The sequence below is a fragment of the uncultured Oscillibacter sp. genome (genome assembly GCF_900544955.1).
GTDB lineage: Bacteria > Bacillota > Clostridia > Oscillospirales > Oscillospiraceae > Oscillibacter.
This window is the reverse complement of sequence record NZ_UQXD01000035.1, coordinates 20334-27547: the sequence shown is the minus strand read 5'-3', so window position 1 is coordinate 27547 and position 7214 is coordinate 20334. Positions and strand designations below refer to the sequence as shown.

Sequence of the window (7214 nt, the reverse complement as noted above, 5' to 3'; positions counted from 1 at the left end):
CCCGGCAGGCGGCCCTGGGGGCCGTGGCGTCGGAGCAGAGCGCCCGGGAGGGGCAGGACGCCGCCATCCGCCAGGAGCTCTCCTCCGCCGTGGCGGGGGCCAAGAGCGAGGCCTCCGCCGCCGTGACGGCGGAGCGGACCGCCCGGACGGACCAGGACGCCGCCATCCGCCGGGACTTTGCGGCGGCGGATGCGGCGGCCGCCGCCGCGGTCCCCCTGGTGAAGCTCCGGGAGATCACCACCTCCGCCGCCGCGGCCCAGGTGGATCTGGACCTGGGGGGCATCGCCCTGGGCAGCTACTGGGAGCTGATCATCGTGCCCCGGCTCAACGCCTCCAGCAACTACATCTACCTCCGGATCAACGGCCTCTCCGAGCGGGTCTATGTGGGCGACGGCATGACGGACTACATCTCCATGACCTATCCCTTCAACAGCGGCGCCTATACCGTGTGCCGCCTGTACGCCTACGGCGGCTCCGTGGCCTGCCGGACCCATCTGGACGGCTACGCCAGAAACGTCGGATTGACGACGGTGATGGCCAAGGCCGTCTCCACCTCCTTCCTGACCCCCGCCGGGCTGCGGACGGTCAATTTCTACACCAACGACGGCACCCCCATCGCCGCAGGCGGAAAATTCACCATCTACGGCATCCGCCTGTGATCCGGCGCCCCGGTCCATCCGAGCATCCGCTCCCTTGGACCGGGGCTTTTTCAGCTTCCTTTCAGCTTGCCGCCGTAAACTCCTTTTATGAGTACGACGGAAGGGAGCAAGCGCCCATGCGGATTTTACTGGTGGAGGACGAACAGCTGCTGGCGGAGACCCTGGCGGACGTCCTGGCCCAGGCGGGGTATCTGGTGGATGTCTCCGCCGACGGGGAGAGCGGCCTGGACAACGCCCGCAGCGGCATCTACGACGCCATGGTGCTGGACGTGATGCTGCCCAAGCTGGACGGGTTCACCCTGCTGCAGCGGCTACGGGAGGAGCACAGCCGCCTGCCGGTGCTGATGCTCACCGCCCGGGGAGATCTGAAGGACCGGGTCCGGGGGCTGAACGGAGGCGCAGACTACTATCTGACCAAGCCCTTTGAAAACGCCGAGTTCCTGGCCTGCCTGGGGGCGGTACTGCGGCGGCAGAGCGAGATTGTGCCGGAGTCCCTGGTCTTCGGGGATCTGCTGCTGATCCCCTCCGCCTGCGAACTGCGGAAGGGAGAGCTGTGCCTGCGGCTGAACCAGAAGGAGACGGAGATCCTGCGCCTTTTGATCTCCAACAGCACCCAGTACCTGCCCCGGGAGACCCTCTTTTTGAAGGTCTGGGGCTACGCCTCCGAGGTGGGGGACAACAACGTGGAGTCCTACATCTCCTTTCTGCGGAAAAAACTGTCCATCCTCCACTCCGCCGTGAACATCGCGGTGCTGCGGCGGGTGGGCTACCGGCTGGAGGTGACGGCGCCGTGATTCAAAAGCTGCGGATCAAATTCATCGCCACCCTCATGTCCATCATGACCCTGTTTCTGGTGGCCATGCTGCTGGGGCTGTACGCCTTCAACCGATCCAACTTCCAGCGCACCAGCTGGGAGGCCCTCCGGGCGGCCGCCACGGACAGCGTTCCCCTGGTTCGGATCGGCATTCCCCTGGCGGTGGTGGACCTGCCTCCCGACGGGGCGGGCAGCGTGGTCCAAAACCGGATTTTCCACCTCACCGACTTTCAGGCCATCCAGCTGGCCCGGGAGGCCCAGGCCCTGCCGGAGGACAGCGGCACCACCCAGGGCCGCCTGCGCTACCTCTCCGTGGACCTGGGCCCGGCGGGAACGCGCTACGCCTTTGCGGACACCTACATGGAGCAGACCGCCCTCCGCGCCCAGGCCGTCAACTCCCTGCTGATCGGCCTGGGCACTCTGGCGGTCTTTTTCGTCATCAGCGTGCTGCTGGCCCGGTGGATGGTCCGGCCGGTGGAGGCGGCCTGGGACCAGCAGCGCCGGTTTGTGGCGGACGCCTCCCACGACCTGCGAACCCCACTGACGGCGGTGCTGTCCAACGTGAACATGCTGATCGACGTCCCCGGCGCGCCACCGGAGAAGATCCGGCGGCGGCTGGACATCGCCCGGACGGAGCTGCTGCGGATGAAGGAGCTGGTGGAACAGCTCCTGGTGCTGGCCCGGAGCGACGGCGCCGACCTGCAAAAAAGCCCCCCGGTCCGCCAGGCGGTGGACCTCTCCTACCTCATTACCTGTAGCGCCGCCTCCTTTGAGCCGGTGCTCTTCGACGCGGGAAAGCAGTTGGACTGCCGGATCGACGAGGGGTTGTCCGTCCTGGGGGACGGGGAGCAGCTCCGGGCGCTGGCGGACATCCTGCTGGACAACGCCTGCAAGTACAGCCTCCCCGGCAGCACCATCTCCCTGCGCCTCGCTCCGGAGGACCGGGGCTGGGTCCGCCTGACGGTGGAGAACCCCTGCGCCCCCATCTCCCGGGAGGATCTGGCGCGCATGTTCGAGCGGTTCTACCGGCTGGACAAATCCCGGGGGGAGTCCCGGGGATACGGCCTGGGGCTGGCCATCGCCAAAGGCATCGCCGAGGCGCACCGCGGCACCCTCCGGGCCGAGGGCGGAGACGGCGCCGTGGCCCTCCACCTGCGGCTCCCCCGCCGGTGAACGCCCGCTTTTCCTATCCATCTTTTTATACGCAGAGGGGCCGGCGCCTTCAAAAGCGCCGGCCCCTCTGCGTATTCGCTGCATCTGCCGCGTCTGCCGGAGACCCGGGGAGGCGCCGTGCGCGGATTCCCCGAGCGCCGGTCCCCTCCCTTGCCGTCCCCCGGGCACCACCCTTGAAATGGCCGCCCCGGGCCGGAGGCCTCCAATGCCCCGCCGGGGGAAGCCGGGGGCGGGCCTCTCAAAACTGGTTTGCCAGCAGGTGGATGGGCACGCCGGTGCCGCTGTGGTCCCAGTCCACCGGAAGGGCCTCGCAGGCGGGACAGCGGAACGCGTCCATCCGGCGGCAGTCCGCCGCCTCCAGGCGCAGGTCCAGCGCCGCCAGATTCTCGTCGATGTTGGTGGGAGTCAGGGCCTTCACAATGGTCTGAAGGCCCTTCCACCGGACCAGCCAGTTCAAAATCACCTGGTTCTGGCTGCATCCGTACTTCTCTGCCAGCGCCCGCAGCAGCGGGTAGTTTTGCCCGGCGGTCCGGTTCCGCCGCAGGGGCTGGTAGCAGACGAAGCGCACGCCCCGGCGGCGGCAGTCCGCCAGGACGCCGGCGGCCTCGTACTGCCGGCACTCGAAGTTGTACAGCCCCTCGAACAGCGCCACCTGCCCCGCCAGCGCCCCCCAGGCCGCGGGGGAGAGGTTGCCGGCCCCGACATACCGGACCTCTCCCCGGTCCCGCCGGGCAAAGATCCGCTCATAGACCGCCTCCAGCGGCACCGGGGTCTCATAGGGGCTGTGAATTTGCAGGCAGTCCACATAGTCGGTGCCGAAGGCCCGGAGATAGCCCTCCAACTGCCGGTCCACGTCCGCCGCCCGCCGGATGTCCGGCTCCACATAGACGCAGAGGAACAGCGCCTCCCGGGGCACCTGGGCCAGCAGCTCCCCCACCAGCTCCACCACGGCGCCCGCCCCGTAGGAAAAGCCGGTGGAGAGCATATTCTGCCCCCGGTCCACCGCGTACCGCAGTCCCGCCAGCGCGGCGGGCCGGTCCGCCCGGTCGGTGCGGTAGGTGCCGATGCCGATGGGGCACAGGTCTTTTAGCTCCGTCACGGCCTATCCCTCCCCGCTTCGGTTTTTGCCCCGGAGGGCGTTGGGCGGACAGCCGTAGTACAGCTTGAACCGCCTGGAAAAATAGTGGATGTCGCAAAAGCCCAGCTCCTCCGCGATCTCGGAGACGCTCTTGCCGGAGGAGTACAGCAGCCGGCTGGCCTGCTCCATCTTCAGCATCTGGGTGTACTCCTTGAAGCCCATCCCCGTCAGCTCCAGGAACTTGCTGGTGAGCTTCCGGGGGGAGATATAGAGGGCCTTGGAGATCTCTTGGAGGGAGATGTTCCGGCTGAAATTGTGGGTGATGATGTTCTTGATGTCCTGGAGCAAAAACGCGTCGGCGTCCCCGGCGTCCCGCTGGTCCCAGCTGTGGCTGAAGTCGTAGAGCTTCAGCAGGTTTTCCAGAATCATGGCCCGGTTCCCCAGCAGCAGCTCCCGGCCGCCGCCGATGCCGCCGGTCCGGATCTGGCGGAACAGGCCGTGAAACTTCTCGTGAAAGGACTTGGTGTAGCAGGACTCCCCCAGCGTCTCGTTGATCCGGGCAATGTCCTCGCCGCCGGCGGTGTTGCCGCTGTTGAAGCTGAACCCCATGTAGATCAGCTGCATGGGCTCCGGCCCCGGGTTGAGCAGATGATGGCGCATGAAGGGCGGGATCAGCAGCCCGCTGCCCGGCTCCACCACGATCTCCCGGTCCCCGAACCAGTAGCGGCCCTGGTTGCCCTCCAGATAGTTGTAGCACCAGCTGGTGTAGCGGTGGGTCAGCCCCCGCTCCCCCGGGCCGAACTCCACATACCCCAGAAAGTCCAGGGACGCGGAGGCCACCTCCTGCAAGTGAATGCGCTTATTGAGCAGGTTGTACTCTTCTTCCAATGCCATGTCCATTCCTCCCGCATCCCAGGCCCTGCCGGACCCTGCCGGAAGCCGCCCGCCCCGGGGAAACGGCTCCCCACACAGTATAACAGAGTATTCGAATATTTGAATACACAAACGGCGGGAAACCGCCGCAGGCGGAAGGAGCGGCCGCTCCCTCCGCCTACGGCGCCGCCTTACAGGGCGTGCTCCGTGCGCTGGATGATCTGGTCCTGCAGCCCCTTGTCCAGGGAGTTGAAGTAGGCGCTGTAGCCCGCCACCTTCACCACCAGGTCCCGGTAGTCCCCGGGCCGCTCCTGGGCCGCCCGCATCTCCGCGGCGGAGAGAATGTTGAACTGCACCTGATTGCCCTTCAAATCCACCAGATAGCTCTTCACCATGTCCGCAAACCGGGCCCCCCGGAGGGGGTCGAACCGGCCATAGGCGTCCGTCAGGGCGCTGGGGTGGAAGCGCAGGTTCAGGATGTTGCCGTCGATGAACAGGGTATGGTCCACCTTGGACACGCTTTTCAGCGCGGCGGTGGGGCCGTGGACGTCCGTTCCGGCGTGGGGGGAGATGTTGTCGGACAGGGCCTCGCCGGCGGCGCGGCCGTCCGGGGTGGCCCCCACCGTCTCCCCCTCGGGGACGTTGGCGGTGAGGCCCTGGAGGGAGGTGCCGAAGACGCCGCCCCGCCAGGGGGTGTACTGCCGGGCCTCCCGGGCGAACAGTTCGCTCAGGCGGGCGGCGTAGCCGTCCACCTCGTCCATATCGTTGCCGTACTTGGCCAGGCGGCGGACCCGCCTGCGGATCTCCTGTCCCCGCTCGCCGCTCCAGTTGCCGTCCAGAATCTCCACCAGCTCCCGCAGCGTCAGGACCCGGTCCTCAAACACCAGCTTTTGCAGGGCGTACAGGGCGTTGCAGGTGTCGCCGGTGCCATGGCCCTGGAGAATGGTGTGAGAGTAGCGGGCGTTCTCGCCGCCGCCCAGGGACATGTCCCGGCCCATCTCCACCCGGTAGTCCAGCAAACCGGAGGTGAAGGGCGTGGGGTTCAGGGCCGCGTCGGTGGCGGAGGTGATGGCCGTCAGCTCCACGATGTAGCCCATATACCGGGCCAGCTGCTCCTGGAACGCGGTCAGGAGGTCCTCGATGCTGCGGTACTCCTCCAGCCGCTTCGCCGCAAACAGGCGGACGCCGGTGCGGGGGTTCACCCCCTCGTGGAGCAGAATCTCCAAAATTTTCAGGAAGTTGAAGTAGCAGTCCCCGCCGGTGAAGGAGAAGCTCTTGCCGGGCACCACCGCCTCGGAGCAGCCGCCGATGCCGTATACCCGGGCGTCCTCCAGGGGGACGCCGGTCTTCGCCAGGGACTCCACGATGCACTCGTCGGAGAAGAAGGCGGGCAGTCCGCCGCCATGGCGCAAGAGCACCTCCACCGCGTGGGCGATCAGCGCCTGAGGGGTGTCCTTGTTCACCCGGAGGATGGGGGTGGGCTGGGGCAGGCGGGTGTCCGCCAGGGCGTCCAAAAACAGCTCCGTCAGCTCGTTGGAGCACTCCCGCCCCGCGGCGTCCATGCCCCCCAGGGTGATGGTCATGAACATGGGGGCGCCGCTTTTCAGCCGGGTCTCCGGCCAGGGGCGGACCTTGTTGAAGCGGCTGACCTTGATGTAGAAGCTGTCGATCAGCTCCAGGGCCTCCGCCCGGGTGACGGCGCCGGCGGCCAGGTCCCGCCGGTAGAAGGGCCAGAGGTACTGGTCGATGCGGCCCAGGGAGATGGAGTGTCCGTTGCTCTCGATGTGGATGAGCAGATGGAGGAAGTACGTCAGTTGCAGCGCCTCGAAAAAACCGGAGGGCGCCGCCTCCGCCAGATGGCGGCAGGCTGCGGCGGCCCGCCGCAGCGTGGGCCGGTTCTCCTCCCGGGCGGAGGCGGCCAGCGCCTCCGCCTGCCGGGCAAAGCGGAGGAACCACCGCTCCACGGCGGTGTAGCTGATGGTCACCGCGTCCAAAAACAGCTTCTTTTCAAAGGCGTGGGGGTCTCCCCGCAGATCCAGCGCCGCCCGGGCCGCCTCCGCCCGGCGCAGCACGCCGGGGACGCCCTCCTCCATCAACCGGAAGTAGTCGGGGATGATGTGGCCGTCGCCGGCGGACTTCCGCACGCCGTCGTACAGCACGTCGTTCAGCCGGAAGGCGTCCGCGTCCCAGGCCTGCAAAACCTCCTCCGGGAAGATGCGGGCGGTGGTGCGCACCACCCGGTCCTCGTGGGTGCGGCCCCGCCAGTAGGGGGCGATCTCCCGGATGAGGGCCTTGGTCTCCTCCGGGACGTAAAAGCGGTCGTAGGGCCGCTGTTCAAAGTCGTCCAGCTCGTTGACCAGAAACTCGATGCTGAACTCCGGAAACAGCGGCGCCGCGTTCTCCCGGGTGGCGTGGTTGCCCACGATCAGCTCGTTTTCGTCGATGACCACGCTCATCTTGTCCAGAATGTCCCGCAGGGCCACGGCCCGGCGGATCACCGGGTCCTCCCCCTCCGTGGACCGGTAGGAGTCGGTGACAATCCGCCCCCGCTCCCCGCAGAGATAGCTCTTGGCGTCCGCGGCCTTCAGCCGCAGGTAGGTAATCCGTTCACTCATCC

The 7214-nt window shown here is 67.4% G+C and carries 6 protein-coding genes; 3 read left to right on the top strand and 3 right to left on the bottom strand.

Features of this window, described 5'->3' with window-relative positions; genetic code table 11:
- From QZS21_RS08820 to QZS21_RS08810, 3 genes are all read left to right on the top strand, one after another.
- A partial coding sequence (locus QZS21_RS08820; RefSeq protein ID WP_295582476.1) for a hypothetical protein occupies positions 1–659 on the top strand: 659 nt, incomplete at its 5' end.
- 116 nt (positions 660–775) lie between these two features.
- The gene (locus tag QZS21_RS08815) at positions 776–1453 is read left to right on the top strand and encodes a response regulator transcription factor (RefSeq protein ID WP_295582473.1); all 678 of its coding nucleotides are present in this window, start codon (positions 776–778) and stop codon (positions 1451–1453) included.
- A complete protein-coding gene (locus QZS21_RS08810; RefSeq protein WP_295582471.1) occupies positions 1450–2646 on the top strand; it encodes a cell wall metabolism sensor histidine kinase WalK in 1197 nt (398 codons plus the stop codon). Before QZS21_RS08815 ends, QZS21_RS08810 begins: the two co-directional genes overlap by 4 nt.
- Before the next feature lie 238 nt (positions 2647–2884).
- Here the strand turns inward: QZS21_RS08810 and QZS21_RS08805 are convergent, their stop codons facing one another.
- From QZS21_RS08805 to QZS21_RS08795, 3 genes are all read right to left on the bottom strand, one after another.
- Complete coding sequence (locus QZS21_RS08805; protein WP_295582468.1) at positions 2885–3745, bottom strand: aldo/keto reductase; 861 nt, start codon at positions 3743–3745, stop codon at positions 2885–2887.
- Positions 3746–3748: 3 nt separating this feature from the next.
- Positions 3749–4618, bottom strand: a complete 870-nt coding sequence (locus tag QZS21_RS08800) for an AraC family transcriptional regulator (protein ID WP_295582466.1) — start codon at positions 4616–4618, stop codon at positions 3749–3751.
- Positions 4619–4788: 170 nt separating this feature from the next.
- Positions 4789–7212 carry a pyruvate formate lyase family protein gene (locus tag QZS21_RS08795; RefSeq protein WP_295582464.1) on the bottom strand — a complete coding sequence of 808 codons (2424 nt, stop codon included), beginning with the start codon at positions 7210–7212 and terminating at the stop codon, positions 4789–4791.
- Positions 7213–7214: the final 2 nt, after the last annotated feature.